This is a genomic window from Janthinobacterium sp. TPC_1 (assembly GCF_056037845.1).
In genome coordinates, this window is sequence record NZ_CP195157.1 from 2,423,182 (window position 1) to 2,449,340 (window position 26,159).

Here is a 26,159-nt window from a genome sequence, read left to right on the forward strand (position 1 = left end):
GCATAAAGCATGCGCAGCAAATAGCGGGCCTGGATGGCCCGAAAAGCCGCGCACGATTGCGCAATATTGCCTCATTGTATTTTTTTCAAGCTATCATCTTTGCAATATTATTTAAATATTCAGGCGATCATGAAAAAATTGTGGCAATTGGCCGTGTTCGGCGCAGGATTGGCTGCCGGAGGCGCGTGCGCCGGCGTTCCGGAGGGGATGGAGGCTCTGCAGGATGGGCGCTGCAGCAAGGCCGTGGCGCAATTGCGCGGACCGGCGCAGGGTGGCAATGTGGAGGCGCAGAAAGTCCTCGGCGATATCTACGGGGGCCGGAGCGAATGCCGGGACGTGGAGCGCAGCGAGGCTGAAGCGGAGCGCTGGTATCTGCTGGCGGCCAAGGGCGGCGATCGCGCCGCGCAGGAGGCGCTGGTTTTCATGTATGCATACGCGCCGGGCCGCATGCGCAATCCATCGCGCGCGCGGCCCTGGTTGGGCGTCATGGCGGCGCAGGGTGAAGGCAAGCCCCTGCAGGATCTGGCACAAATGCATGAACGGGGCGAAGGCGGGCCGGCCGACCGGGTGCTGTCATATGCACTCAACCTGCTGGCGCAGCAAGACAAGGAGTGGAGCGGCGCGGCCGCGATGGAGAAGTCCCTGCCGGCGCAGCGTGGCAGGATGTCGCCGGACCAGGTCGATGAAGCCGTGCGCCTGGCTGCCAGCTGGAAGCGGGGCGCGCCCCTGCCGACGACGTCGCTGACGGGACAGCGTTCGCCGCAGGACTGGTACCGCCGCGCCGCCGAGGCCGGCGACATGGAAGCCGCCTACCAGCTGGGCTTGCTGTGCTGGAAAGGCACGGGCGGCCTGGATGAAAAGCAGGCCGCCCGCTGGCTGCGCAAGGCCGCAGAAAGCGGCATTGCCAAGGCCCAGCTGCTGCTGGCCGTGCTGTATGGCGAGGAGGCGGGCGTGCCGCAGGACTATGTGCTCGCTTCCATGCTGAGCCAGTTGGCGGCGGCGGGCGGCGCTGCGGAGGCCGGCGACGCCGTGGCCCGCTGGGCAAAGAAACTGAATGCGGCGCAACAGGCCGAGGCGGATCAGCTGGCGCGGGCATGGAAGGTGGGCATGCCGTTGCCGCAGGTCTCCGTGCACGGCATGGAACGCTTGATCAATTATGTGCACGAGGCACGCAACAAGCTGCCGCCGACGCCAGAGGTGACGGCGCTGTTCAATGCTGCCAGAGAGGGCGATGAAGCGGCTTTCGGCAAGCTGCTTGCCGGCGTTGCCGAGCCGGGCAACTATGCGCTCGACAGGCTTCCCTTGCTGAACTATTTGATCTTGCCTCCATCCAGCATGTTCGAAGCCGAAGCGGCATGGCTGAAGGCGCAAACGTGGCGGGACGACGATCAGGAGCGACTGGCGCAGGCCTCGCAGCCGGCTCGCCGCCAGGCGCTGCGTGAGCGGCACGCCGCGCTGTTGCCCACCAAGCTGCGCATGATGACGCTGCTGTTGCAACGCGGCGTGCCGCTCGGCGAAGGCGATACGCTGTACCACGCCGCGCCCCTGCACCTGGCTGCCCTGTATGGCAATGCCGCGATGGTGCGCCTGTTGCTGGCGCATGGCGCCGATGTGCGGCAATACGGCGGCGAAAACCAAACGATGGCGCCGCTGGAATACGCCTTGCAGCAAGAGGATGCGGGCATCTTGCCGGAATTGATAGACGCGAATGAACGGACGGCCAGCATGATCGCCATGCTCGACGCAGGCGCGGGCCGGCCATATTTGCTGGTAGACCAGTATCTGGCAGAGAAAAAAGCCAAGAAAGGCGGGGCTGCGCAGCCAGCCGAACGGCCGCTGGCCGATTCGTTGATATGGGGGCGCTTGCTGCGCCTGACGCGCGGCACCGAAGTGCTCGATAAAATGCTGGCCACCGGCACCACGCCGAATGTTGATGAGCAGGACAAGTCGCTGTACGCCTATGCCGCCGAAGCGGGCAACGCCGGCGCGCTCGATTGGCTCAAGCAGCGCGTGCCCCGGCATGATGCAAAGGGAGAGGATCGCTGGCTCGACGCGGCGATGCGCGCCATGTACAACCATCAGCCGGCGTCCGACGACGTGCTGCGCCAGCTGGTGGTGCCCGGCATGCCATGGCAGCAAGTCGGCCCCGCCGCCGAAGTGTCTTACCAGGGACAGCAGGCGGCGCTCGATTCGCGGCGTCTGGAAAAGGAGACGCTGCTGTGGCATGCGGTGCGCAGCCAGCGGCACGACTGGGTCGCCCGCCTGGCCGCGATGGGCGCGCCTATCGTCAACGACGGTTATCGTCCGCCCTTGCTGGCGGCCGTCGAAAATAGCGACGCGGCGATGGTCAAGCTGTTGCTGAGCCTGGGCGCCGATCCGCAGGGCGGGGAATTTTCCGTGTTGAAGATGGCGCAGGAACGGGCGTCGACACCGGAAAGCAAGGCCGTGCTGGCCTTGCTGAAGGCGGCAGCCAAGGCGCGCTAGATTCCGGCAGCCGCACCGCCCTGCAAGGATCAGGGCAAGGCCGCCGGCCTGGCGCTGCCGCAGTGTTGGCCTGGACGGCATGCGCCATCTTGCGCGGCGGAATGGCCGTGTTTTGGCGGCCTGGCGAGTCGTTTTCCTGCAACAGAACGGGAATAAGGGCGCTGCCGATGCTACAATGCCGGCCTCGGCGCCTCCTGCCCCACCCTTGCGGACGGCGCCTGCAGACGCGGTTGTATAACGTTTCATATCCAGCACTCGTCCGCGTCTCAAGGCCAGCGCATCAGCGATGCCAGCCACCTTCAGAGCGTCCCCTCCGGGCCGGGCGCCTGAGCCACGCGCACCGCCAGCGGTGCACCATTCACGGCGGAATCAAAGCGGCGCCTCCATTGCACGCCGCTGCCGCCACAGCTTAGCCAGGATCTGTTGTCCGGCGCGTCGTCTTTTGATACGGCATCCCCCGCATGGCGCCTTGCCGCCTGTGGCCTTGCCGTGGCCGCCGCTTTCCTGGTGTCGCTTTTACAAGGAAATCATCATGAAAAAAATCGCCATCGTTGCCGGCCTTGCCACCACCCTGGGCGCCTTGCCTGCCGCCCACGCCCAGTCGTCTGTTGAAGTGTATGGCCTGATGGATGCGGGCCTGGTGCAGGAAGGCGGCGTCAGCAAGCTCACCAGCGGCATCTCGGCCGGTTCGCGCCTGGGCTTGCGCGGCACGGAAGCGCTGGGCAATGGCTTGCAAGCCGTGTTCACCCTGGAAGCGGGCGTCCTGAGCGACACGGGCCGCTCGGACCAGGCGGGCCAATTGTTCGGCCGCCAGGCCTTTGTCGGCCTCAATAGCCCGCTGGGCATGCTGACCGTGGGCCGCCAGTACAACCTGCAAAGCCAGGCGCTGACGGACGTGGCCGACCCCTTCGAAGGCGGCTTTGCCGGCGCGGCGACCAACCTGGCCGGCTACTCGGCCACGCGCATCGACAATACCGTGCGCTACACCTCGCCCGAGCTGCGCGGCGTGACGGGCACCGTCATGTATGGCGCCGGCGAACACACGGGTGTGGCGGCGGATCAGCGTTCGCTGGGCCTGTCCCTGGGCTATGTCAACGGTCCTTTGACCCTGCGCCTGGCGCGCCAGAGCCGTGCCGGCGAGCCGGGCAAGGCCGACGCGAACAACACCATTCTGGCGGGTAACTACAACTTCGGCGTGGCCACGGCGTTTGCCGGCTATGGCCGCAACACGGGCGAGGGCAGCTCGATGTTCTTCGCGGAAAACCCATATGGCGCGGCGCAGGCGCCCACCGCGTCGAACGACAGCCGCGATGCCATTGTCGGCGTGTCCGTGCCGCTCGGCGCGACGACCTTGCTGGCCTCGTATGTGCGCAAGGATGACCGCGATGCGGCCAACCGCGACGCGCAGCAGCTGGCCATCGGCGCCACGTACGCCTTGTCCAAGCGCAGCAAGGTATATGTTGCTTACGCGCACATCCGCAACCGCAACGATGCCGCCTACATGGTGGGCAACGCCACGGAAGTGGGCACGGGCAACCGCGCCTTCAACGTCGGCTTGCGCCACGCGTTTTAAGGCCTGCTCAACCCATCGCCAGGGCAGGCAAGGTGCTGCCCTGGCGTAATAATTCTTCGAAGGCGGGCGCGGCCAGCGGACGGCAGAACAGATAGCCCTGCATCTGGTCGCAGCCGTGCTGGCGCAGGAAGGCCAGCTGCTGCGCCGTTTCCACGCCTTCGGCAATCACTTTCAGGCGCAGGCTGTGCGCCAGCGCGATGATGGCTTGCACGATGGCCGCGTCGTCGTCGCTGTGCGTGAGGTCGCTGACGAAGGATTTGTCGATTTTTAATACGTCGATGGGGAAGCGGCGCAGGTAGGCCAGGCTGGAATAGCCGGTGCCGAAGTCGTCGATCGACAGCTGCAAGCCCAGCGCCTTGAGCTTGTCCATGGTGGCGATCGCCTGTTCCACATCCTGCATCATCATGCTTTCCGTCAATTCCAGCTCCAGGAAACGCGCTTCCAGGCCCGTCACGGCCAGTATCTCCCGCACCGATTGCAGCAAGCCGCTTTGCCGGAATTGCCGCGCAGACAAATTGACGGCCAGGCGCAAGCCGCCCAGTCCCTCCCGTTGCCACGCCCTTGCTTGCGCGCACGCCGTGTGCAGCACCCAGGCGCCGATGGGCACGATCAAGCCCATTTCTTCGGCCAGGTGGATGAATTCGCCGGGCGCGATGGCGCCCAGGGTGGGGTGGCGCCAGCGCAGCAGCGCTTCCATGCCGACGATCTTGCCGCTGTCGAGCTCCACCTGCGGCTGGTACACGAGGTGGAACTGGCCACGCTCGAGCGCATGGCGCAACTCGCTTTCCAGGTTCAGCCGGGCCAGCATGCTGGCATTCATGGCCGGCGCGTAGCTTTGCCAGTGGTTGCGGCCTTGCTCCTTGGCCCGGTACATGGCGATGTCGGCATGCTTGATCAGGGTTTCCGCGCTGTCGCCATCGTCGGGATAGGTGGCCACGCCCATGCTGCACGTGAGAAAGAATTCATGGCCGCCCACCAGCAGCGGCTGGGCCACGGCGTCCAGCACGCGCTGCAGGATGAGCTGGCCCGGGTCGCTGTTGGCGTGTTGCGGCAGCAGCAGGACGAATTCGTCGCCGCCGAGTCGCGCCACCGTATCGACTTCGCGCGTGGCGGCGCGCAGGCGGTCGGCGATCAGTTTCAGCAGGGTATCGCCCGCGTCGTGGCCCAGGGTGTCGTTGACGAATTTAAAGCGGTCGAGGTCGATGAAGACCACCCACAGGGGCAGGGTGCTGCGGCGCGCCACGGCCATCGCCTGTTCCAGCCGCTCGCGCAGCAATAAACGGTTGGCCAGGCCCGTGAGGATATCGTGGCGCGACTGGAATTCCAGTTCCTGCTCGAAGCGCGCATGACGGTGCTGATGTCGTATTGCGCTACGACAAAGTGGCTGACGGCGCCATCGCCATCGTCGCGCACGGGCGCGACAAACAGCTCGCTCCAGTACGTGCTGCCATCCTTGCGGAAATTGCGCACGATGGCCTTGCCTTCGCGCTGTTCGTTCAAGGCCGCGCTGATGGCATGCATGTCCTGGCGCGCATGTTCCGGCCCCTGCAAGTCTTCCAGTCGCTGTCCGATGACTTCGCCGGCCGCATAGCCGGTGATGCGCTCGAAGGCGGGATTGACGTATTCGATCAGGTAGCCTGGCGCGTCGGCGCTGCACAGGATGATGGCATTGGCCGACACTTCGATGATGCGTTCGCGCAAACGCAGCGACTTTTCATTGCGCATGCGCGCGGCGATATCCTCGGACAGGCGTAAATTGGCAAACTGCAAGGCTGCCGTGCGTTCGCCCGTGATGCGGGCAATCACGGAATTGCGCGACACCAGCTGGTACACATAGGCCGTGGCCAGCAGGCTCGATAATATTCCACCCAGCAACACGTACAGCGAGCCGCGGCGGTTCGCATCCAGGGTCAGCCCATGCGCGGGCAGCATGGCCGCACTCAGCGCATGGCCGCTGGCGTGGTATTGCAGCAGCACCCTGGCGCTTTCCGCTTCGATCTGCCGCGCCGAGACATAGCACAGCGCCGTCAGGCACAGGCCGACCGCCAGGGTGATCAGGGCCGAGGTGGAGACGGAAATGGAGATGCGCTTGAAGAATGATTGCATGATGGCGTCCGGTAAGCAGCGCCGGCACCGATCCGTGATCGGGCAGCCCTGGCAGTGATTGACTGTAGGGCGCGCAGCGATTCAGCGTCCGTTCGCTACCGAACGGACATTCATGCCAGCAAGAAATATAGTCGGTCCACCGTGCAAGCAGTGTGTTACGCTGCACACCATGGCGACCCTCGTTCGGACGCCTTTCATACACCCCCTAGCTGACGACTGGAAACCAGGAAACCTGCCCATGTCGAGTCCGCATGCCCAGCTGCACAACCCGAATCAAAACCATTTGCTCGCCGCCATGCTCGACGCCGATTTCGCGCGCCTGGCTCCCCATCTGGAGCAAGTCTCCATGCTGCTGGGCGACGTGATCTACGACTCGGGCGACAAGCTGCTGCATGTGTACTTCCCCACCACGGCCATCGTTTCCATCCATTACCTGCTGGAAAACGGCAGCTCGTCGGAAATTGCCGGCGTCGGCAACGAGGGCATCGTGGGCGTGTCGCTATTTATGGGCGGCAACTCGACGCCGAGCCGCGCCGTCGTGCAGACGGGCGGCGTCGGCTACCGGCTCAAGGCCCATCTGCTGATGGAAGAATTCGACCGCGCCGGCCCCGTCATGCGCTTGCTGCTGCGCTATACGCAAGCCCTGATCACGCAAATGTCGCAGACGGCAGTATGCAACCGCCACCATACGGTGGAACAGCAATTGTGCCGCTGGCTGCTGCTGACCATGGACCGCCTGCCAACCGCGAGCTGACCATGACGCAGGAACTGATCGCCAACATGCTGGGCGTGCGCCGCGAAGGCGTGACGGAAGCGGCGGGGCGCCTGCAGCAGCGCGGCCTCATCAGTTATCGGCGCGGCCATATCACGGTGCAGGACCGCGCCGGCCTCGAAGGCAATGTGTGCGAATGCTATGGCGTGGTGAAGAAGGAATTCGCGCGCCTGCTGTCGGACGTGCGCCAGCGCCAAGGCCGCTAGGCGCCGCATTTCCGTCTCCTTTATTGTTGTCATAGCCCAGGCTACCCATGCACTCAGTTGAAAATAACCCTAACCGCGCCCCGTCGCGCTGGCCCATGGCATTGGCGTTTTCGTTCAGCGCCATCGCCCTGCTGGCCGTCGGCGCGCTGGCCTGGCGCGCGCCGTTCGAGACGGCCTGCGTCATCGACGCACTGGTCTTCCTGCTGCTGATGCTGCTCGTGGCGCTGTACCGGCGCACCGTGGCGGCCAGCCTGCCGCGCCAGCTGCTCAAGGCGGGCGCCCTGCAGGATGCCATCTTTAACAGCGCCAATTTCTCGTGCATCGCCACCGATGCGCAGGGCGTGATCCAGATTTTCAACGTGGGCGCCGAACGCATGCTCGGCTATGCGGCCAGCGACGTGGTGGACAAGCTGACGCCGGCCGGTATTTCCGACGCGCAAGAAATCGTCGCCCGCGCGGCCGCCCTCAGCGCCGAACTCGACACGCCCATCACGCCGGGCGTGGAAGCGCTCGTGTTCAAGGCCACGCGCGGCATCGAAGACATTTATGAACTGACGTATATCCGCAACGATGGCAGCCGTTTCCCCGCCATCGTTTCCGTGACGGCCTTGCGCGATGCGCAGAGCAAGGTCATCGGCTATCTGCTGATCGGCACCGATAACACGGTGCGCAAGCAGGTCGAGGCGGAACAGGCGCTGCTGGACCAGCGCCTGCGCGAACAGCAGGCGTATACGCGCTCGCTGGTCGAGACCAATAATGCCGAGCTGAAGAAGGCGCGCCTGGTGGCGGAAAAGGCCAACCGCGCCAAGTCCGAATTCCTCTCGAGCATGAGCCATGAATTGCGCACGCCCCTGAACGCCGTGCTGGGTTTCGCCCAGCTGATGGCGTCCGACGTGCCGCCGCCGAGCCCGCCGCAGCAGCGCTCGATCGAGCAAATCCTCAAGGGCGGCTGGTATCTCTTGCGTTTGATCAATGAAATCCTCGACCTGGCCATGATCGAATCGGGCAAGGTCACCCTGTCGCAGGAAGCGATGTCGCTGCTCGACGTGCTGCAGGATTGCCAGGCCATGATCGCGCCGCAGGCGGAAAAGCGCGGCATCCGCATGCATTTCCCCCGCTGCGGCAAGGCCTTTTATGTGCATGCGGACCGCACGCGCGTGAAACAGGTGATGATCAACCTGCTGTCGAACGCCATCAAGTACAACCAGGGCGGCGGCGCCGTCACCGTCGAATGCAGCGGGCATGGCGACAAGGTGCGCGTGAGCGTGCGCGACAGCGGCGCCGGCCTCGACGCGGCCCAGGTGGCGCAGCTGTTCCAGCCGTTTAATCGCCTGGGACAGGAAAACAGCACGGAAGAGGGCACGGGCATCGGCCTCGTCGTTACCAAGCAACTGGTCGAATTGATGGGCGGCACCATCGGCGTCGACAGTGCCGTCGGCGTGGGCACCACGTTCTGGTTCGAGCTGGCCGCCAGCAGTGCGCCGAAACTGGTGCTGGGCGACGGCGACGCGCTGCCGCAGGTGCAGGAGCCGCAGGAAAGCCTGCGCACCTTGCTCTACGTGGAAGACAATCCCGCCAACCTGGCGCTGGTCGAGCAATTGATCGCCCGCCGCAGCGACTTGAAGTTGCTGACGGCCATCGATGCGCACCTGGGCATCGACCTGGCGCGCACCTACCAGCCGGACGTGATCTTGATGGATATCAACTTGCCCGGCATCAGCGGCTACGGCGCGCTGCACATCCTGCATGATGATCCCCTCACCAGCCACATTCCCGTCATGGCCCTGTCGGCCAACGCCGTGCCGCGCGACATCGAAAAAGGCTTGCAAGCGGGCTTCTTCCGCTATCTGACCAAGCCGATCAAGGTCGTCGAATTCATGGACGCGCTCGACGTGGCCCTGCACCATGCAGCCGCGCACGGCCTGGCCGACGACACTCACGCAATACGCTAATTCAGCACTCAATTTTAGGAATACCGCCATGCTTCAAGCCACCGAGATCCTGAACGCCAGCATCCTCATCGTCGATGACCAGGAGGCCAACGTCATGCTGCTGGAACAGGTGCTGCGCAATGCCGGCTACACGCGCATCACGTCCACCATGGACCCGCAAGCCGTGCGCGCGCTGCACCAGCAGCACCGCTACGACCTGATCCTGCTCGACTTGCAGATGCCGGAAATGGATGGTTTCGAAGTCATGGAAGGCTTGCGCGACCTCGAGGCGGGCAGCTACCTGCCCGTGCTGGTGATTACGGCCCAGCCCGGCGGCCACAAGCTGCGCGCCCTGCAGGCGGGCGCCAAGGATTTCGTCAGCAAGCCCTTCGACCTGGTGGAAGTCAAGACGCGCATCCACAACATGCTGGAAGTGCGCTTGCTGTACCAGAAGCTGGCCGAATACAACAAGTCGCTGGAACAGATGGTGGAAGACCGCACGGCGGAATTGCGCGAAAGCGAAGCGCGCTTCCAGCGCTTCACGGAACTGTCGTCCGACTGGTACTGGGAGCAGGATGCGCAGGGCAATTTGACGCGCTTTTCCGGCCCCGTGGCTGAAATGCTGGGCATCGGCAGCGAAGAAGAGCCGCAGCGCTGGAACGCCGCCGAGCGCGCCTTGCTCGACGCCAAGATCGCCGCGCGCGAACCGTTTCTCGATTTCATCTACAGCCGCGCCAACCTGGACGGCAGCACGCAGTATCTGCAGGTCAGCGGCGAACCGATGTTCGACAATGGCAGCCGCTTCATCGGCTACCGCGGCATCGGCCTCGATGTCACGGAGCGCCATCGCAGCGCCTGATTTATACTTGGTGCCATCGATACAGACCAGGAAAAATCATGACTGACAAATCTCCCTCCTACTGGTTCCCCGCCAAGACCTATGGCTGGGGCTGGGGCTTGCCCATCACCTGGCAGGGCTGGCTGGTGTTCCTGGCCGCGCTGGCGCTGTTCGCCTGCGGCGCCTTCCTGTTCCCGCCGCAAACCATGCTGGTCGCTTACATCGTGTATGAAGCGGCCATCGTTGCCGTGCTCATTTTCATCTGCCAGCGCAAGGGCGAACCGACCAGCTGGCGCTGGGGCAAGAAGAAATAAGCGTGACGCCGTCTGCTGCATTGCAGCAGATGCGCAAACACGACACCGGCAAGAAATCATCTGGCCACGCGGCGCGAACCGCGTATAATTGGCTCGCTGCCGCAAGGCGGCAAACGCTAGGGGTCCTGCCTTTCGCTGTGGAAACACAGTGCAAGCGCGGGTGAGAAATACCCTCCGAACCTGATCTGGATAATGCCAGCGAAGGGAAGCTTTAGGATGACTGCACCCCGCTTTTCCGCGTGCGTAATTCCGAACCTCCTTAGCTGGCTCCAGGCTTAAAAATAGTCTAGCCAAGGAGCCAAAATGAACGCCAACCCGAAATTCCTCTCCGCCACCGCCACGGTCGACGAAGCCGCCATCGCGCCGCTGCCCAATTCGCGCAAGATCTACGTCGAAGGCAGCCGTCCCGACATCCGCGTGCCCATGCGCGAAATCAGCCAGTCCGACACGGAAGCGTCGTTCGGCGGCGAAAAGAATCCGCCGATCTACGTCTACGACACCTCCGGCCCGTACACGGATCCGGACGTGAACATCGACATCCGCTCGGGCCTCGATACGCCGCGCCTGCCATGGATCATGGAGCGGGCCGACACGGAAGAATTGCCCGGCCCCACCTCCGACTATGGCATCGCCCGCCTGGCGGACCCGAAGCTGGCCGAACTGCGTTTCAACTTGCACCGCAAGCCGCGCCGCGCCATTGCCGGCAAGAACGTGACGCAAATGCATTACGCGCGCCAAGGCATCATCACGCCGGAAATGGAATTCGTCGCCATCCGTGAAAACATGCGCCGTCAGGAGTATTTGCGCGAACTCAAGGCTTCCGGCCCCATGGGCGAACGCCTGGCCGACCTGATGGGCCGCCAGCATCCGGGCCAGTCGTTCGGCGCCAGCATCCCGGCCGAGATCACGCCGGAATTCGTGCGCGAGGAAATCGCCCGCGGCCGCGCCATCATTCCTGCCAACATCAATCACCCGGAAGTCGAACCGATGATTATCGGCCGCAATTTCCTCGTGAAAATCAACGCAAACATCGGCAATTCCGCCGTGACGTCTTCCATCGGCGAGGAAGTGGAAAAGATGACCTGGGCCATCCGCTGGGGCGGCGATAACGTGATGGACTTGTCCACCGGCAAGCACATCCACGAAACGCGCGAATGGATCGTGCGCAACACCCCGTACCGATCGGCACCGTGCCCATCTACCAGGCGCTGGAAAAGGTCAACGGCAAGGCCGAAGATTTAACTTGGGAAATCTTCCGCGACACCCTCATTGAACAGGCCGAGCAGGGCGTCGATTACTTCACCATCCACGCGGGCGTCTTGCTGCGCTACGTGCCGATGACGGCCAAGCGCCTGACGGGCATCGTTTCGCGCGGCGGCTCCATCATGGCGAAATGGTGTTTGGCGCACCACCAGGAATCGTTCCTGTACACGCATTTCGAAGAAATCTGCGAAATCATGAAGGCCTACGACGTGTCGTTCTCGCTGGGCGACGGCTTGCGCCCCGGCTCCATCTACGACGCCAATGACGAAGCGCAGCTGGGCGAACTGAAGACCCTGGGCGAGCTGACGCAGGTTGCCTGGAAGCACGATGTACAGGTAATGATCGAAGGCCCGGGCCATGTACCCATGCAACTCATTAAAGAAAACATGGACTTGCAGCTGGAACAGTGCGGCGAAGCACCGTTCTACACCCTGGGACCGTTGACCACCGACATCGCGCCCGGCTACGACCACATCACTTCGGGCATCGGCGCGGCCATGATAGGCTGGTACGGCACGGCCATGCTGTGCTACGTGACGCCGAAGGAACACCTGGGCTTGCCCAACAAGGCGGACGTCAAGGATGGCATCATCACCTACAAGATTGCGGCGCATGCGGCCGACCTGGCGAAAGGCCATCCGGGCGCGCAGATCCGCGACAACGCCCTGTCTAAAGCCCGCTTCGAATTCCGCTGGGACGACCAGTTCAACATCGGCCTGGACCCGGACAAGGCGCGCGAATTCCACGATGAAACCTTGCCCAAGGATTCGGCCAAGGTGGCGCATTTCTGCTCCATGTGCGGCCCCCATTTCTGTTCGATGAAGATCACGCAGGAAGTGCGCGAATATGCGGCCGGCATGGGCATCGCGGAAGACAAGGCGCTCAAGCAGGGCATGGAAATCAAGGGCCATCGAATTCATCAAGAACGGCGCCGAGCTGTACCGCAAGGTCTGAAGGAGAGCGTGATGCCTGCATTGATATCCATCACGCTCAACGGCGCGCCGCACCAGGTGCCGCCGGGGCAAACCCTCGATCAACTGATCGCCGCGCTGTCGCTAGAAAACCAGGCGCTGGCGCTGGCCGTCAACCGCAACGTCGTGCCGCGCAAGGCGTGGCCGGGACAGGTCTTGCAAACGCAAGACCAAGTGGAAATTGTACGCGCCATCGGCGGTGGCTGAGAACGTCCAAGCAAACCTACTGCGCGTCGCGCTTTGCGGCCTGTGATGCTCACCGTGCTCTAGCACGGTTGCGCGTCTCGGCCACAAATCATCGTCGCTCGCTACGGTTTTCTTCGGACGTTTAAAAACTTAAGGAAAAGCACATGAATACCGCAACACATGACGACCTGCTGACCATCGCAGGCAAACAGTATCAATCGCGCTTGCTGGTGGGCAGCGGCAAGTACAAGGACTTGCCGCAGACGCGCGAAGCGACGGATGCGGCCGAGGCGCAGATCATCACGGTGGCGATTCGCCGGGTCAACATTGGCCAGGACCCGAACGCGCCCAGCCTGCTCGACTTCGTACCGCCGGACCAGTACACGATTTTGCCGAACACGGCCGGCTGCTACAACGCAAAAGATGCCGTCTACACGCTGCAGCTGGCGCGCGAGCTGCTGGGCGGGCGCAATCTGGTGAAACTGGAAGTGCTGGGCGATGAAAAGACCCTGTTCCCGCACATGCCGGAAACGTTAATTGCGGCCGAGGCGCTGGTCAAGGATGGCTTTGACGTGATGGTCTACTGCAGCGACGACCCCATCCAGGCGAAAATCCTGGAAGACATCGGCTGCGTGGCCGTCATGCCGCTGGCCTCGCTGATCGGCTCGGGCATGGGCATCCTGAATCCGTGGAATCTGTCGCTGATCATCGACCAGGCCAAGGTGCCCGTGCTCGTCGACGCGGGCGGCGTGGGCACGGCGTCGGATGCGGCCATCGCCATGGAACTCGGTTGCGATGGCGTGCTGATGAATACGGCTATCGCCGGCGCGGGCGACCCCGTGCGCATGGCGCGTGCCATGAAACTGGCCGTGCGGGCCGGGCGCGAAGCGTTTCTGGCGGGCCGCATGCCGCGCAAATTTGCCGCTTCCCCATCGTCGCCGATGGCGGGCCGCCTGGCGTGATGGTGCCAACGTTGCCGACAGTGCTGGTGTTTGCCGGCGTCGATCCTTCGGGCGGCGCCGGCATCGCCGCCGATATTGTCGCCATTGCGGCGCAGGGCGCGCATGCGCTGCCCGTCGTGACGGCGCTGACGGTGCAGGACAATGACCGCGTGTTTGCTGTCGAGCCTGTGGCGCCGGAATTGCTGCGCCGCCAGGCGCAGGCGCTGATCGACAAGATGGCGATTCATGCCGTGAAAATCGGCATTCCCGGCAGCGCCGCGAACGCGGCCGTCATCGCGCAACTGATCGCGCAAAATTGCGCCAAACCCGGCCGGACTTGCCCGTCGTGCTCGATCCCGTGCTGGCCAGTGGCCATGGCGACGTGCTCAGCCGGGACGACGCCGTGCTGGCGCTGGCGCCCTTGCTGCCGGTGACGACCGTGATGGTGCCGAACGGGCCGGAAGCGGCGGCCCTCGGTGGAGCAGACAACCTGCTTGCGCAAGGCTGCCGGCACGTGCTGGTGACGGGCGGCCATGGCGAAGGCGCGACGGTCGTCAACCGCTGGTTTGACGCCGGTGGCGGCGAGCGCGAGTGGCGCTGGCCCCGGCTGCCCGGCGAGTTTCACGGCAGCGGCTGCACCCTGGCCTCCGCCATCGCGGCGCAACTGGCGCTGGGGCAGGCGCTGCCGGAAGCGCTTGATCTGGCGCAAGCCTATTGCCATGCGGCCTTGTCCCATGCGTATGCGATTGCGCCCGGTCAACGCATGCCGCAACGATTCATTCAATAAGGAAAACATCATGCGTGGACTGTATCTGGTCACCCCGAACTGGGACGACACCGACCGCCTGCTCGACATCACGGAACAGGCCTTGCACGGCGGCGTGGCCCTGCTGCAATACCGCCACAAGAGCGCCGACGCGGAGCAGCGGCGCGAGCAGGCGGGCGCCCTGCTGGCCCTGGCGCGCAAGTATGGCGTGCCCTTCATCATCAACGATTTTATCGCGCTGTGCGAAGAGCTCGACGCGGACGGCGTGCACGTGGGCGGCACGGATGCGTCCGTGGCGCAGGTGCGCGCCCGGCTGGGCAAGGACAAGATCGTCGGCGCTTCCTGCTATGGCGACATGGCCCTGGCACGGACGGCCGAGGCCGGCGGCGCCAGCTACGTGGCCTTCGGCGGCTTTTATCCCTCGCTGGTGAAAAAGTATCCGGTTACGACACCTTTGGACATCGTGCTGCAGGCCAAACGCGAGATCGTTTTGCCCTGCGTGGTGATCGGCGGCATGACGCCGGACAACGCGGCGCCGCTGGTGGCGCGCGGCGCCGACATGGTGGCGGCCATCAGCAGCGTATTTAACAATGGATACGAGGCAGATGATGTGAATATTGCAGTGCAGCAATTCAATCAATTATTTGCGGCGTGAGCATGGGAGTGCGGGGCTGATTTGGGGCAATAATCGGCATATAATAAGAGCATCATTCATTACCGAGGTCCCCCACCCATGAGTCAGCCAGCCGCCGCGAAACGCCTTATCCTGATCGTTGACGATGACCAGCTGCTGTTGGAATTCCTCGGCGAAGTCCTGCGCCATGCCGGCTACGAGACGGCCCTGGCCCATTCGGCCGAAGTGGCGCTGCAGCTGATCGCCCAGCGCGAGCCGGACCTGGCCTTGCTCGACATCCACATGCCCGGCATGTCCGGCCTGGAATTGGCCAAGCGCCTGCATGGCGAGACGGGCGTGCCCTTCATGTTCCTGTCCGGCAGCGGCGACAGCGAATCGGGCAAGCAGGCGGCCGCCTATGGCGCCGTCGGCTACGTGGTAAAACCCGTCGATGAAGGCCGTTTGATGCCCGCCTTCGAAGCGGGCCTGGCGCGTGCGGACGAGATCCGCCAGCTGCGGCGCACCGAGCTGAACCTGAACGCGGCCCTGGCCGCCGGCCGCGAAACGAGTTTGGCCGTCGGTTTGCTGATGGGCAAGTTCCAGACGGACCGCAACACGGCGTTCGAAGTGTTGCGCGACCACGCCCGTTCCAGCCGCCGCAAGATCAATGAAATCGCCAGCCAGCTGCTGCTGGCCGAGGAAACCCTGAACGGCCTGCACGGTGCATTTTTGAACCGGGCAAAGAAGAACGTCTGAGAAAATCTACTGCGCGGTGCGATTTGCGGCCGGCGATGCTCACTGTGCATGCGCACAGCTGCGCTTCTCGGCCACAACTCACATCCGCTCGCTACGATTTTGTCAGACGTCGTGGCGTTCCGAACGGGCGTGCACTCGTCATCGGCGAATTGTCTTGCTATCATGGTTAATGCTGGCGCGCTGTAGCGCACCTTAAAATTTTGACAGGACACACATGAAAACCAAAGCAGCGATTGCCTGGAAGGCGGGCGCCCCGTTGACCATTGAAGAAGTCGACCTGGCCGGCCCGCGCGAGGGCGAGGTCTTGGTCGAGATCAAGGCCACGGGTATTTGCCATACCGATTACTACACCTTGTCGGGCGCCGATCCGGAAGGCATCTTCCCGTCCATTCTGGGACATGAAGGCGCCGGCATCGTCGTCGACGTGGGCCCGGGCGTGAAAAGCCTGAAGAAGGATGACCACGTCATCCCCCTGTACACGCCGGAATGCCGCCAGTGCAAATTCTGCCTGTCGCAAAAAACGAACTTGTGCCAGTCGATCCGCTCCACGCAGGGGCGCGGCCTGATGCCGGACGCCACCTCGCGCTTCTCCATCGACGGCAAGCCCATCTTCCACTACATGGGCACCTCCACCTTCTCGAACTACATCGTCGTGCCGGAAATCGCCCTGGCGAAGATCGCGCGAAGACGCACCGTTCGATAAGGTCTGCTACATCGGCTGCGGCGTCACCACCGGCGTGGGCGCCGTGTTGTTTACGGCCAAGGTCGAGGCGGGCGCGAATGTCGTCGTGTTCGGCCTGGGCGGCATCGGCCTGAACGTGATCCAGGCGGCGAAGATGGTCGGCGCAGATAAAATCATCGGCGTCGACATCAACCCGGCGCGCCAGGCCATCGCGCGCAAGTTCGGCATGACGCATTTTGTCAACGCCAACGAAGTGGAAAACGTTGTCGACACCATCGTGCAGCTGACGGACGGCGGCGCCGACTATTCGTTCGAATGCATAGGCAACACCACCACCATGCGCCAGTCGCTCGAGTGCTGCCACAAGGGCTGGGGCCAGTCCATCATCATCGGCGTGGCGGCGGCCGGCCAGGAAATTTCCACCCGTCCATTCCAGCTGGTGACGGGGCGCGTGTGGAAGGGTTCCGCCTTCGGCGGCGCGCGCGGCCGCACGGACGTACCGAAGATCGTCGACTGGTATATGGAAGGCAAGCTCAATATCGACGATTTGATCACACACAGGCTGAAGCTCGATGATATCAATCAAGGTTTCGATCTGATGAAGAGCGGCGAATCGATCCGCTCCGTCGTGCTGTACTAATAAATTACGAATTACGCCGTACCACGGCGTTTTTGCGGAGGCTTAGGCCTCCGTTTTTTTGCCCGCTTGCCATCCATCGCCCATGTTTGCCATCCAGTCGGGTCTTTTTGCAGCCTGTCGCAGCGCGCTGGAGGCCAGGTCCGGTTGCCGCTACAGTCAACGCTCCACTACTTTTGCGACGAGGCAGCCATGTCCACTTCCCACCGTTTGATCCTCAGCCTGGCCGGTATCCTGCTTGGCGGCAGCGCGCTGGCCGTACAGCCGCCGCAGCCTCCTGCGCCACCGGCCCCGCCTGCCGCGCCCAGCGTGCAGGTCAGCCGTTCGCTCGACAAGGGCGAAAGCTATGCGCTGGTCGACACGGCACCAGGGATGGCGAGGGTGTCATCGTCGTCGACAGCGATATGCACTCGCAACAGGTGGAAAAGCTCAAGCGCACGATCAAGGGGCCATTCCTGTGGTTCCGCGACCAGGGGCAGGCCTACGTGCTGCAGGATGCTGACTTGCTGGGCAAGGTGCGGGCGGCATGGCAGCCCTCGAAACAGCTCGGCAAGCAGATGGGCGCGCTCGGCGATCAAATGGGCGCGCATGGCAAGGCCATGGGCGAAATGGGCCGCAAGATGGGCGCCCGCAGCCTGGCGAACGGTAATTCGCGCGAGTCGGAACAGCTGCGCGTGCTGGGGCGCCAGCAGCAGGAGCTGGGCCGCAAGCTCGGTGACGCCTCGCGCCGCCAGGCGCTGGCCACGAGCGACACGGCGCGCCGCTCGGCCGAGCGCGATGTGGAACGCCTGCAGCAGCAGATGGAAGATGCGCAGGAAGAGATGGAAGAGGTCAACGACCGCATCGCCGACGTGCATGAGCGCGAGGCGGAGAAAATGGAGCAGATATCGCGCCAGATGGAGCAGCGCAGCAAGCCGATGGATGCGCTGGGCAAGCAGATGGGCGACCTGGGCCGCCAGCAGGAAGCCGTCGTCAAGATCGCCGACAAGACCACGCGCCAGGTGATCGCCCAGGCGCTCAGCGAAGGCAAGGCAAAACTGGTGCGCTAGGATCCGTGCCAGGCGGCAGCCACGGCGCGGTATTGTGCCGGCAGCTGCTCCCTGGCCTCGTCTTCGCCGGCATACACCTCGTCCTGCAGCGTTTCCCATTGCGCATCGCAGCTGAAACGGTAGACTTGCGCCTCGTCGCCGTAGCGGCACACGGCCAGGCCGTGGATGGCGACGGGGCCGGCGCCATGCGCATCGGTGACGTGGCCGAAGGGCAGGTCGGACCAGGCCCAGGCCAGTACGCGGGCGCCGTCGAGGTGGCTGGGAGGTGTCATGGGCGTTGTTTCCATCGGCTGTGCAGTGATGCCGATTGTAGCGCGCACGCGGCGAATCCGGCGCGACCGCTGGACAAATGCACAGTATTTTTAGCCATGCCGGTATAATCACGGGATGCAAAATCTTCTTCACAACCTCAATCCCGAACAATTGGCCGCCGTCACCTTGCCGGCGCAGCATGCGCTGATCCTGGCCGGCGCCGGTTCGGGCAAGACCCGCGTGCTGACCACCCGCATCGCGTGGCTGATCCAGACCCAGCAGGTATCGCCGCCCGGCATCCTGGCCGTGACGTTTACCAATAAAGCCGCCAAGGAAATGCTCACGCGCCTGTCGGCCATGCTGCCGATCAATACGCGCGGCATGTGGATCGGCACCTTCCACGGCCTGTGCAACCGCTTGCTGCGCACGCACTACCGCGACGCGGCCCTGCCGCAGACGTTCCAGATCCTCGATTCGCAGGATCAGCTATCCGTGATCAAGCGCTTGTTGAAGGCGAACAATATTGATGATGAGAAATTCCCGCCGAAGACGGTGATGTATTTCATCAACAACGCCAAGGACCAGGGCTTGCGCGCCACGGACGTGGAAGCGTACGACGCGCACGAGCGCAAGATGGTCGAGCTGTACCAGCTGTACGACGACCAATGCCAGCGCGAAGGCGTCGTCGATTTTGCGGAACTGCTGCTGCGTACGTATGAATTGCTGAGCCGCAACCAACCGTTGCGCGAGCATTACCAGGCGCGCTTCCGCCACATCCTCGTGGACGAGTTCCAGGATACGAACAACCTGCAATACAACTGGCTTAAATTGCTGGCCGGCCACGGCAGCCGCGATGGCGGCGCCCTGTTTGCCGTCGGCGACGATGACCAGAGCATCTACGCGTTCCGCGGTGCGAATGTCGGCAATATGAGCGCCTTCGAGCATGAGTTCCAGGTCAAGAACTTGATCAAGCTGGAGCAGAACTACCGCTCGCACGGCCACATCCTCGACAGCGCCAACGTGTTGATCGCGAACAATAGCAAGCGCCTGGGCAAGAATCTGCGCACGGATGCGGGCCATGGCGAACAGGTGCGCGTGTACGAAGCCAGTTCCGACTTGCAGGAAGCGCAGTGGATCATCGACGAGGCGAAGAGCCTGATCGCCGATGGCGCCTCGCGCAGCGAAATCGCGATTCTGTACCGTTCGAACGCGCAGTCGCGCGTGATCGAGCACGCGCTGTTTTCAGCCAGCATTCCGTACCACGTGTATGGCGGCCAGCGCTACTTCCAGCGCGCCGAGGTCAAGCATGCGATTGCTTATTTGCAACTGATGGACAATCCGCACAACGATTCCGCTTTCTTGCGCGTCGTCAACTTCCCCACGCGCGGCATCGGCATGCGCTCGATCGAGCAATTGCAGGCTGCGTCGGAACAGTACGGCATTTCGCTGTACGCGTCCGTGCCCTACGTGGCGGGCAAGGCGGGCAGCGTGCTGGCCGGCTTCGTCAAGCTGATAGAGGGCGTGCGCTTTGAAACCCAGCAATTGTCTCTGCCGGAATGGTCAGAGTCGTGCTGGAAGCGAGTACCTTGCTCCAGCATTATCAGAATGAAAAGGAAGGCGCCGACCGCATCGAGAATCTGGAGCAGATGGTCAGCGCGGCCAGCCAGTTCATTTCCGAGGAAGGTTTTGGACAGGGCGCACCGGCCCACCTGGGCCCAAGCGCCCAGGCGCAGTCGGGCGCACCCGTCGTCAACCAGGATGGCATCGAAATTCTGGATGCCGACGCGCCGCTGCCGGCCGTGATGTCGCCGCTCTCCGCATTTTTATCGCACGCATCGCTGGAAGCGGGCGACAACCAGGCGCAGGCGGGCCAGGATGCGCTGCAGATGATGACGGTGCACTCGGCCAAGGGCCTGGAATTCGACAACGTCTTCATTACGGGCCTGGAAGAGGGCCTGTTCCCGCACGAAAGCAGTTCGAAGGAAGACAATGGCGTGGAAGAGGAACGCCGGCTGATGTACGTGGCCATCACGCGCGCGCGCAAGCGCTTATATATGAGCTTTTCGCAGACGCGCATGCTGCACGGCCAGACGCGCTACAACATGAAGTCGCGCTTCTTCGACGAATTGCCGGAAGAATCGCTGAAATGGCTGTCGCCGAAGGTGCAGGCGAACTGGTTCGGCAACCGCAAGTCGGCCTGGGACGAGGCCCCCAAGGTGGCCAGCCTCGGTTTGGACAATGCTATAGCGCAAAAGATCGCGCAAAAAGCCACGGGCGGCGGCTGGCGCATCGGCGAATCCGTGGCGCACGCCAAGTTCGGCGAAGGCGTGATCGTCAATATCGAAGGCGGCGGCGGCAATGCGCGCGCGCAGATCAACTTCGGCCAGCACGGCATGAAGGTGCTGGATCTGGGCATCGCCAAATTGGAACGCTTGGGCCGCTAGTTTGCTGAGCAGCAATAAGAAAGGGCAGCCTGCGCAGGCTGCCCTTTTTTTGTGCAGAATCGAAATCAGTCGTTCGGCTTATCCAGCGACACCGTCTTGCTTTCATCGGCGGGCACGCCGAAGATCTGGCGGTAGGCGGCGTAGAACGAGCAATGCATGATGATGGTCAATATCATCGACAGGGGCATCATCATCTGCATCATCAGCGGCGTGCGGCCAAAGATGACGGCCAGCAACTGGCTGGTGACGACGCTGATGGCGAACCAGGTGGCGGCGAAGACGATGAAGGCCGACAGCGAGCGCCAGACGGCGAAAAAGCTGAAGAACAGCGCCTTGCCCAGGCCGGTTTGGCGCCAGTAGATCAGCGGCGCGGCAAAGCAGAAGGCCATGGCTGCCGGCACGTACAGCGCGATGGCCAGCAGGATGCCCAGACCCAGGCGCGATTCGGGGATGGCGGCGCGCGCCGCTTCTTCCGTCAGCTGGCCCGTGACAAGCTGCCACAGCAAGCCATCATCGACCAGGGTCGAGGCGCCGATGGCAACGATGGCCATCAGGATGTACAGTACGCCCAGGCCGAACAGGGACGGAAAGGCCGGCTTGCGGAAGCCCGAAATCAAGAGGCTGGGCAAGACGCGCTTGCCCTGGTCGATATTCAGGCAGCCTTGCACGAAGGCGACGGAAAACACGGGCACCAGGATGACGGGCAGCATTTGGCCCAGCACGGGCACGATGCTGACGGCCAGCATGCAGAACATATAGCCGAGAAACAGCATCGACATGCCGCCAGGTTGCTGGCGAAACAGGGAAAATCCCTGTTTCACCCATTGCCAACCTGTACTTGCAGGTAATTTTTCCATGTTTAAAACAGTTCCGGGGCAGGTGTGGCGATACGTTCGCGCAGAATGCGTTCGAAATGCGTGGGATCGTGCGGGGTCAGCATTTCCGCTTCGCGCGGCTGGTAATAATCGTACAGGCGCGACAGCCAGAAGCGCAGCGCGGCAGCGCGCAGCATCGGTTGCCATGCCGTCTGTTCTTCATGCGTAAACGGACGCACGGCCCGGTAGGCGTCGAGCAGGGCGCGCACTCTTTCCTTGTCGAGCACGCCCGTGGCCAGGTCCACGCACCAGTCGTTGATGGTGACGGCCACGTCGAACAGCCAGGTATCGCAGCCGGCAAAGTAAAAGTCGAAAAAGCCCGTCAGGCGCTCGCCGTCAAACATGACGTTGTTGCGGAACAAGTCGGCATGCACGGGACCGCGCGGGATGGCTTTATAGGTATCGCAGGCAGCAAAGGCGTCCTGGAAATGGATTTCCGCGCGCAGCAAATGCGCTTTGGCATCGTCGAGGTGGTGCAAGACCAGCGGCGTGGTGCTGTTCCACCAGTCCAGGCCCCGCAAATTCGGCTGCTGCAGGGGGAAGTCCTGCGCCGCCAGGTGCATTTTCGCCAGCATGGCGCCCACGGCCGCGCAATGCACGGCTTGCGGCGCCATCTGCGAGCTGCCGTCGAGTTTGCTGACGATGGCGGCCGGCTTGCCTTGCAGGGCCGTCACCAGTTCGCCGTCCGCATTGGCGATCGGCGCGGGCACCAGCACGCCCCGGTCCGCCAAATGGCGCATCAGTTGCAGATAGAACGGCAATTGCTCGAAGCTGAGGTTTTCAAAGATCGTCAGCACATACTCGCCGCGCTCCGTGCTCAGGAAGAAATTGCTGTTTTCGATGCCGGACGCGATGCCCTTGAGCGCCAGAGGTTTGCCGAGTGGAAACTGCGTGATCCACTGGCCGATATCGTCCAGGTGTAGCGCGGTAAAAACTGCCATGGGAAAGAGGGGAATGGTCTAAAAGGTCAAAAAAAGCCGGCTGCCCCCGCGCATGGCCGGGGCAGGGCAGAAGAGAGTGGCTGCTTACTTCGCTGGTGCGGGCGGCGCTGGCGCGTCCGCGGCCTCTTCGTCGCGTTGCTTCTGTTTCTTCTTGCCCAGATCAAATTCCAGCACTTTCCATTGCGGGCCGCGCAGGGCGCCGCCGTGGGCCTGGTCGGCGCCGGCGGCAGGCTTCATGTAATAGGTGCTGCCGCCGCTGGTGACTTTCACCTCGCTGGTGACGCCCGCTTCGCGTTTTTCGGTAATCTGCTGCTTGGCGGCGGCCGGCGCCACGGTGATGGGCGCTTCGCCCATTTCCTCGATACGTTCGAGCTGGGGTGGCGCGTCGCTCGGTTTGGCCGGCGTCTGGGCGCTGGCAATGGCTGAACATGCCAGCAGGGGCAGGGCGAGGAATGTCCAGAGTGTCGATGTACGCATCATGATGGGTTCGCTTCCATGTGTGGGACTGCAGCGCGTGCAGTGGTGTAATGCCGTCAATTTATCTATAAGGCATTGTAACAAACTGGTAGGCAATGCTGCTTAATACGGCTGATTAAATGCGGCGAAATGGCTGGCAGCGGCTGCCCGCGCGCCCGCACGGGGCCGCCAGGGTGGCAAAAACAGCAAGAACGGCGCGCGTTGCGGCCGGTGGCGCGGCCCTAAACTCTGCGATAATTGGGCGAACTTCCACCCGCCCGCCGCTCTGCTCCCTGGGCGGGCGCGCTCACCTTATTTTATTGGCATTATGCAAAACACCCTGCTGCTGTTAGTCGACGGTTCCAGTTACCTTTATCGCGCCTTCCATGCGCTGCCCGACCTGCGCAGCCCGGACGGCTATCCCACGGGCGCCATGCACGGCATGGTCAACATGCTGCGCCGCCTGCGCGCCGATTACCCGGCCGCCTACATCGCCTGCGTCTTCGATGCCAAGGGTAAAACTTTCCGCGATGACATGTATCCTGAATACAAGGCCACGCGCGCCTCGATGCCGGACGATCTGCGCCTGCAGATCGAACCGATCCACGAAGCCGTGCGCGCCATGGGTTGGCCGATTCTGATGGTCGACGGCGTCGAAGCGGACGACGTGATCGGCACCCTGGCCGTGCAGGCGGCCGCCGCCGGCATGAACGTGGTGGTGTCGACGGGCGACAAGGATCTGGCGCAGCTGGTCAACAGCCAGGTGACCCTGATCAATACCATGAGCAACGAAAAGCTCGACGAGGCGGCCGTGCTGGTCAAGTTCGGCGTGCCGCCCAACCGCATCATCGATTATCTGTCGCTGATCGGCGATACGGTCGACAACGTGCCCGGCGTGTCGAAATGCGGCCCGAAGACGGCCGTCAAATGGCTGACCCTGTACGACAGCCTGGAAGGCGTGATGGAAAACGCGGCCAATGTGGGCGGCGCCGTGGGGGAAAACCTGCGCACGGCCCTGCCATGGCTGCCGCAGGCGCGCGCCTTGATCACCGTCAAGACCGATTGTGATTTGTCGCAACACATGACGACCATCGCCGACTCGCTGGTGGCGAAGCACGAAGACAAGGAAGCCTTGCTGGCCTTTTTCCAGCGCTACGGCTTCAAGGCCCTGCTGCGCGAACTGGGCGCCACGCCGCCGCCGATGTCGCCCGTTGGCGCACCGCCTGCCGCCGGCGTTTCCGCCGTCAACACGACGGGCGACATGTTCGCCGACGCGGCCCCAGCAGTCGAGGCCGTGTATGAAACCGTGTTGACGGATGAACAGCTCGATAAATGGATCGCCCTGATCGATGCCGCTGCCCTGACGGCCGTCGACACGGAAACCACCTCGCTGGAACCGATGACGGCGCAAATGGTCGGCATTTCCCTTTCGGTCGCCGAACACAGCGCCTGCTACATCCCGCTGGCGCACGACTACGCGGGCGCGCCCGAGCAGTTGACGCGCGAACACGTGCTGGCGAAATTGCGCCCGTGGCTGGAAGACGCGAACAAGCCCAAGCTGGGCCAGAACCTCAAGTATGACAGCCACATCTTCGCCAACCATGGCGTGACCCTGCGCGGCATCGCCCACGATACCTTGCTCGAATCGTATGTGTTCGAGTCGCACAAGAAACACGACATGGACAGCCTGGCCCTGCGCCACCTGAACTACACGACGATCCCGTTCGAGGACGTGTGCGGCAAGGGCGCCAAGCAGATCACGTTCAATCAGGTCGAGGTGGAGCAGGCGGCGAAATACGCGGCCGAGGATGCCGACGTGACCTTGCGTTTGCACAATGCCATGTGGGGCAATGTGGCCAATGATGAGAAGCTGACCTTCATCTATGAAAAGATCGAGATGCCGACGGCCGTGGTCTTGCAAAAGATCGAGCGCAACGGCGTGCTGATCGATGACGAATTGCTCAACATCCAGTCGGCCGAGCTGGCCGTCAAAATCCTGGAGCTGGAAAAGAAGGCGTATGAACTGGCCGAGCAGCCGTTTAATTTAGGCTCGCCCAAGCAGATCGGCGAAATCTTCTTTGAAAAGCTGAAGTTGCCAGTGGTCAAGAAAACCCCGACGGGCGCGCCGTCGACGGACGAGGAAGTGCTGCAAAAGCTGGCCGAGGATTATCCGCTGCCGAAAGTGCTGCTGGAATACAGGGGCATGGCCAAGCTGAAGTCGACCTACACGGACAAATTGCCGAAGATGATCAACGTCACCACGGGCCGCGTGCACACGAACTATGCGCAAGCCGTGGCCGTGACGGGGCGCCTGGCGTCGAACGACCCGAACTTGCAGAACATTCCCATCCGCAGCGCGGAAGGCCGCCGCATCCGCGAAGCCTTCATTGCGCCGCCGGGCAGCCACATCGTTTCGGCCGACTATTCACAGATCGAATTGCGCATCATGGCGCATATCTCGGGCGATGAAGCCATGCTGCGCGCGTTTGCCGACGGCATCGACATTCACCGCGCCACGGCCGCCGAGATCTTCGGCGTGCCGGCCGCGGAAGTGCAGAGCGAACAGCGCCGCTATGCCAAAGTGATCAACTTTGGTTTGATCTACGGCATGAGCGCATTCGGCCTGGCCGGTAATCTGGGCGTGGACCGCACGGCCGCGCAAAGCTATATCGACCGCTACTTTGCCCGTTTTTCCGGCGTGAAACAGTACATGGAAGACACGCGCCAGCAAGCGAAGGCGCGCGGCTACGTGGAAACCGTGTTCGGCCGCCGTTTGTGGTTGCCGGAAATCAATTCGCCGAACGGCCCGCGCCGCCAGGGCGCGGAACGGGCGGCGATCAACGCGCCGATGCAGGGCACGGCCGCCGACCTGATCAAGCTGGCCATGATCGCCGTGCAAGGCTGGCTGGAAACGGATGGCTTGCAAACGAAGATGATCATGCAGGTGCACGACGAACTGGTGCTGGAAGTGCCGGACGCGGAGCTGGAACTGGTCAAGCGCAAGCTGCCGGAACTGATGGCGGGCGTGGCCGCGCTGAAAGTGCCGTTGACGGCCGAGGTGGGAGTAGGACGCAACTGGGACGAAGCGCACTAATTTATAAAC

16 protein-coding genes, 6 pseudogenes and 1 riboswitch are annotated in these 26,159 nt (G+C 63.1%); of the genes and pseudogenes, 16 read left to right on the forward strand and 6 right to left on the reverse strand.

Features of this window, described 5'->3' with window-relative positions:
- Window positions 1-129: 129 nt before the first annotated feature.
- Together ACQVLG_RS11890 and ACQVLG_RS11895 are read left to right on the forward strand one after the other, a co-directional pair.
- The gene (locus tag ACQVLG_RS11890; RefSeq protein WP_474294693.1) at window positions 130-2,484 is read left to right on the forward strand and encodes an ankyrin repeat domain-containing protein; all 2,355 of its coding nucleotides are present in this window, start codon (window positions 130-132) and stop codon (window positions 2,482-2,484) included.
- A 532-nt stretch (window positions 2,485-3,016) separates the two neighbouring features.
- A complete protein-coding gene (locus tag ACQVLG_RS11895; protein WP_474294695.1) occupies window positions 3,017-4,057 on the forward strand; it encodes a porin in 1,041 nt (346 codons plus the stop codon).
- Between the two features lie 7 nt (window positions 4,058-4,064).
- Here ACQVLG_RS11895 and ACQVLG_RS11900 read toward each other — a convergent pair whose 3' ends face one another.
- Both ACQVLG_RS11900 and ACQVLG_RS11905 read right to left on the reverse strand, forming a co-directional pair.
- Entirely contained in the window at window positions 4,065-5,333 is a 1,269-nt protein-coding gene (locus ACQVLG_RS11900) for a putative bifunctional diguanylate cyclase/phosphodiesterase (RefSeq protein WP_474294697.1), read from the reverse strand.
- Between the two features lie 134 nt (window positions 5,334-5,467).
- Window positions 5,468-6,163, reverse strand: a pseudogene (locus tag ACQVLG_RS11905) (PAS domain-containing protein); the annotation flags it as partial.
- A gap of 238 nt (window positions 6,164-6,401) precedes the next feature.
- Between ACQVLG_RS11905 and ACQVLG_RS11910 the strand changes: the two are divergent.
- From ACQVLG_RS11910 to ACQVLG_RS11965, 12 genes and pseudogenes are all read left to right on the forward strand, one after another.
- Window positions 6,402-7,141 (forward strand): annotated as a pseudogene (locus tag ACQVLG_RS11910) (Crp/Fnr family transcriptional regulator).
- A gap of 95 nt (window positions 7,142-7,236) precedes the next feature.
- The gene (locus tag ACQVLG_RS11915; protein ID WP_474294699.1) at window positions 7,237-9,093 is read left to right on the forward strand and encodes a hybrid sensor histidine kinase/response regulator; all 1,857 of its coding nucleotides are present in this window, start codon (window positions 7,237-7,239) and stop codon (window positions 9,091-9,093) included.
- Window positions 9,094-9,121: 28 nt separating this feature from the next.
- Complete coding sequence (locus tag ACQVLG_RS11920; RefSeq protein WP_474294701.1) at window positions 9,122-9,931, forward strand: response regulator; 810 nt, start codon at window positions 9,122-9,124, stop codon at window positions 9,929-9,931.
- Between the two features lie 38 nt (window positions 9,932-9,969).
- Entirely contained in the window at window positions 9,970-10,224 is a 255-nt protein-coding gene (locus ACQVLG_RS11925; RefSeq protein ID WP_230541563.1) for a hypothetical protein, read from the forward strand.
- 108 nt (window positions 10,225-10,332) lie between these two features.
- A riboswitch (TPP riboswitch) is annotated at window positions 10,333-10,448 on the forward strand.
- A 79-nt stretch (window positions 10,449-10,527) separates the two neighbouring features.
- A pseudogene (gene thiC, locus ACQVLG_RS11930) lies at window positions 10,528-12,441 on the forward strand (phosphomethylpyrimidine synthase ThiC).
- A gap of 11 nt (window positions 12,442-12,452) precedes the next feature.
- A complete protein-coding gene (gene thiS / locus ACQVLG_RS11935) occupies window positions 12,453-12,665 on the forward strand; it encodes a sulfur carrier protein ThiS (protein ID WP_170846499.1) in 213 nt (70 codons plus the stop codon).
- 143 nt (window positions 12,666-12,808) lie between these two features.
- Window positions 12,809-13,606, forward strand: coding sequence for a thiazole synthase (locus ACQVLG_RS11940; RefSeq protein WP_474294704.1), 798 nt, complete (start codon window positions 12,809-12,811; stop codon window positions 13,604-13,606).
- Window positions 13,606-14,372, forward strand: a pseudogene (gene thiD / locus ACQVLG_RS11945) (bifunctional hydroxymethylpyrimidine kinase/phosphomethylpyrimidine kinase). The gene ACQVLG_RS11940 and the pseudogene thiD overlap by 1 nt, the downstream one beginning before the upstream one ends.
- A 10-nt stretch (window positions 14,373-14,382) precedes the next feature.
- Window positions 14,383-15,006 (forward strand): thiamine phosphate synthase, encoded by a 624-nt coding sequence (thiE, locus tag ACQVLG_RS11950; protein ID WP_474294706.1) that lies wholly within the window; start codon window positions 14,383-14,385, stop codon window positions 15,004-15,006.
- Between the two features lie 78 nt (window positions 15,007-15,084).
- Window positions 15,085-15,720, forward strand: coding sequence for an ANTAR domain-containing response regulator (locus ACQVLG_RS11955; RefSeq protein WP_070290035.1), 636 nt, complete (start codon window positions 15,085-15,087; stop codon window positions 15,718-15,720).
- A gap of 214 nt (window positions 15,721-15,934) precedes the next feature.
- Window positions 15,935-17,042, forward strand: a pseudogene (locus ACQVLG_RS11960) (S-(hydroxymethyl)glutathione dehydrogenase/class III alcohol dehydrogenase).
- 401 nt (window positions 17,043-17,443) lie between these two features.
- Complete coding sequence (locus tag ACQVLG_RS11965; protein ID WP_474294708.1) at window positions 17,444-18,088, forward strand: hypothetical protein; 645 nt, start codon at window positions 17,444-17,446, stop codon at window positions 18,086-18,088.
- Here the strand turns inward: ACQVLG_RS11965 and ACQVLG_RS11970 are convergent.
- The gene (locus tag ACQVLG_RS11970; protein WP_474294710.1) at window positions 18,085-18,360 is read right to left on the reverse strand and encodes a hypothetical protein; all 276 of its coding nucleotides are present in this window, start codon (window positions 18,358-18,360) and stop codon (window positions 18,085-18,087) included. The two genes, ACQVLG_RS11965 and ACQVLG_RS11970, sit on opposite strands and share 4 nt — an antisense overlap.
- A 115-nt stretch (window positions 18,361-18,475) precedes the next feature.
- On the opposite strand from ACQVLG_RS11970, the pseudogene ACQVLG_RS11975 reads away from it, so the two are divergent.
- Window positions 18,476-20,784: pseudogene (locus ACQVLG_RS11975) on the forward strand (UvrD-helicase domain-containing protein).
- 65 nt (window positions 20,785-20,849) lie between these two features.
- On the opposite strand, the gene ACQVLG_RS11980 reads toward ACQVLG_RS11975, so the two are convergent.
- The 3 genes from ACQVLG_RS11980 to ACQVLG_RS11990 all read right to left on the reverse strand — a co-directional run bounded on the left by ACQVLG_RS11980 (window position 20,850) and on the right by ACQVLG_RS11990 (window position 23,080).
- A complete protein-coding gene (locus ACQVLG_RS11980; protein ID WP_474294712.1) occupies window positions 20,850-21,641 on the reverse strand; it encodes a BPSS1780 family membrane protein in 792 nt (263 codons plus the stop codon).
- Window positions 21,642-21,643: 2 nt separating this feature from the next.
- Window positions 21,644-22,600 carry a homoserine kinase gene (locus tag ACQVLG_RS11985; protein ID WP_474294714.1) on the reverse strand — a complete coding sequence of 319 codons (957 nt, stop codon included), beginning with the start codon at window positions 22,598-22,600 and terminating at the stop codon, window positions 21,644-21,646.
- Between the two features lie 84 nt (window positions 22,601-22,684).
- The gene (locus ACQVLG_RS11990; RefSeq protein WP_211551790.1) at window positions 22,685-23,080 is read right to left on the reverse strand and encodes a hypothetical protein; all 396 of its coding nucleotides are present in this window, start codon (window positions 23,078-23,080) and stop codon (window positions 22,685-22,687) included.
- Between the two features lie 304 nt (window positions 23,081-23,384).
- On the opposite strand from ACQVLG_RS11990, the gene polA reads away from it, so the two are divergent.
- Entirely contained in the window at window positions 23,385-26,150 is a 2,766-nt protein-coding gene (gene polA, locus ACQVLG_RS11995; protein WP_474294716.1) for a DNA polymerase I, read from the forward strand.
- Window positions 26,151-26,159: the final 9 nt, after the last annotated feature.